This window comes from Protofrankia sp. CiP1_Cm_nod2, from assembly GCF_920664355.1.
Lineage (GTDB): Bacteria > Actinomycetota > Actinomycetes > Frankiales > Frankiaceae > Protofrankia.
This window is the reverse complement of the sequence record NZ_CAKKTL010000392.1, coordinates 1-2,570: the sequence shown is the minus strand read 5'-3', so window position 1 is coordinate 2,570 and position 2,570 is coordinate 1. Positions and strand designations below refer to the sequence as shown.

The following is a 2,570-nucleotide window of genomic DNA, read 5'->3' as shown; positions in this document are numbered from 1 at the left end:
CGCGGGAGACGCCCGGCCGGGGGCGGCGGCAGGCCGCCCGGGTGCGCGGCGCGCGGGTGCGGGCGTGGCCGGGGCTGCCGACGTCCGTGCCGGGGGTCACGTGGGTGGTCGTGGTCGTGCTGATCGTGGCGAACCTGAGCCCGCTGTGGCGCGGCCAGTTCGTCGAGGCGGGGCTGGACCGGCCCGAGAAGCTTCCCGACTACGAGCTACAGGCCGCCGCCGACCTGGACGCGGCCGGGACGGCCACCCGGGTGCTGGAACTGCCCGGGGCGCCCTTCTCCCACTACCGGTGGGGCACGACCCTCGACCCCGTCCTGCCCGGACTGATCGAACGGCCCTTCCTCTCCCGCGAACTGATCCCGCTCAGCGCCCCCGCGTCCGCCGACCTGCTGCGCGCGCTCGACCGCCGGCTGCAGGAAGGGGTGTTCGAGACCGGTTCGCTGGCCGACATCGCCCGGCTGATGGGCGTCGGCGACGTGCTGCTGCGCAGCAACTTCCAGTACGAACGGTTCCGCACCCCGCGGCCGGTGCCGACCTGGCGGCTGTTCACCGGCCCGGTGCCGGCGGGCCTGGACGCGCCGCGCCGCTTCGGGCCGCCGGTGACCGACACCTCGCGGATCCCCTTCAACGACGAGATCGCCCTGGGCACGCCCCCGGACGCCCCCGCGCCGCCGGCGCTGGCCGCCTTCGGGGTCCGGGACGCCAGGCCGATCGTGCGCACGGCGACGACCGCTGCCCCGCTGCTGGTCAGCGGGAACGGCGAGGGGCTGGTGGACGCCGCGGCCGCCGGGCTGCTGGCCGAGGCGGTGGCCGGGAACCGGGCCATCCTCTACACCGGCTCGCTGGCCGCGGACCCCGCCGGCCTGCGACAGGCCCTGGACGACGGCGCCGACCTGCTGCTCACCGACAGTAACCGGCGGCGGGCGGAACGCTGGAGCTCGGTCCGGGACGGGTACGGCTACGTGGAGGCCCCCGGCGGCGCGCCGCTCACCCCCGACCCGAACGACAACCGGCTGCCGGTCTTCCCGGACGCCACCGAGGCGTCCCAGACCGTCGCCGTGCTGCGGCCTGCCGGCCAGCCCGCGCCGACCGCCTCCACGCGGATCGCCTCGGTGGAGGCGACCGACTACGGCAACACGTTCTCCTACAGCCCGCCGGAACGCCCGGCCGGCGCGGTCGACGGCGACCCGGACACCGCCTGGCGGGTGGGCGCGTTCGCCAACCCGGCCGGGCAGCGCCTGCGCGTCGGCCTGGCCGGCCCGGTGACCACGGACCGGGTGCGGCTGGTCCAGCCGCTCACCGGCGCGCGCAACCGGTGGATCACCCAGGTGACGCTGCGCTTCGACGGCGGCTCGCCAGTGACGGTGCCGCTCACGGACAGCTCCCGGGATCCCGCCGGCCAGGTGCTGTCCTTCCCCGCCCGCAGCTTCACCCGGCTGGACATCACCATCGACGCCACCAACATCGGGGAGCGCGCGAACTACGCCGGCCTGTCCAGCGTGGGGTTCGCCGAGGTCGACATCGTGTCACCGGACGGGAGCGCGCCCCACGTCCAGGAACTGCTGCGGATGCCCACCGACCTGCTCTCCGCGACCGGCGCGGACTCCCTGCGGCACCGTCTGACGTTGCAGGTCACCCGGGACCGCGCGGACCCGGCCGAGCCGTTCAAGTCCGACACCGAGCCGGCCGTCGCCCGCGTGTTCACCCTGCCGGCCGCGCGGGCCTTCACCCTGACCGGCACCGCCCGGGCCTCCGCCTACGCCGACGACCTCGTGCTCGGCGCCTCGGCCGGCCGGCCGGCCGGCGGGGTCACCACCGCGTCCTCCGGCCGGCTGCCCGGCGACCTGGCGGCCGGCAGTGCCAGCGCCTTCGACGGCGACCCGGCCACCGCGTGGAGCCCCGGCTTCGGCATGCAGCAGGGCGCCTGGATCCAGGTCGACTCCCCCCGGCCGGTGGACCTGTCCGAGCTGACGCTGTCCGTGGTCGCCGACGGCAGCCACTCCGTGCCCACCGCCCTGGGGCTGATCGTGGACGGCCGGCGGGTGGACACCCTCACCGTCCCGCCGGTCAGCGACCTCGGGCAGCCCGGCGCGAGCCGGACCGTGACGATGTCCTTCCCGCCCGTGCGGGGCAGCAGTATCCGGCTCGTCGTCGACAGGGTGCGGGTGGCCACCACCATCGACCCGATCAGCGGGACCCAGATCTCCATGCCGGTCGGGCTCGCCGAGGTCGGCCTCGCCGGCCTGCGGGTGCCCCCGCCGCGGGCCGAGCTGCCCGGCACCTGCCGCGACGACCTGATGACGATCGACGGGCGTCCGGCTCCCGTGCGGATCACCGGCTCCAGCGCGGACGCGCTCGGCCGCGCCGGGCTCGCGGTGTCACTGTGCGGTGATCCGATCACCCTGGGCCCCGGCGAGCACGTGCTGCGGACCGTCGAGGGCGCGCGGACCGGCTACGACCTCGACCGGCTGATCCTCACCTCGCAGCCCGTGGGCGCACCGGCGGCACCGGCAACGGCCGGCCCCGCGCCGGCGGGCCCGGCCGCCACGGCCACGGCCACGGGTTCGACG

1 protein-coding gene is annotated in these 2,570 nt (G+C 76.6%); it reads left to right on the top strand.

Features of this window, described 5'->3' with window-relative positions; all coding sequences use genetic code 11:
* Positions 1-41 precede the first annotated feature (41 nt).
* Positions 42-2,570, top strand: a 2,529-nt coding sequence (locus NBW84_RS24685; protein WP_445548840.1) for an alpha-(1->3)-arabinofuranosyltransferase domain-containing protein, incomplete at its 3' end; no start/stop codon positions are given.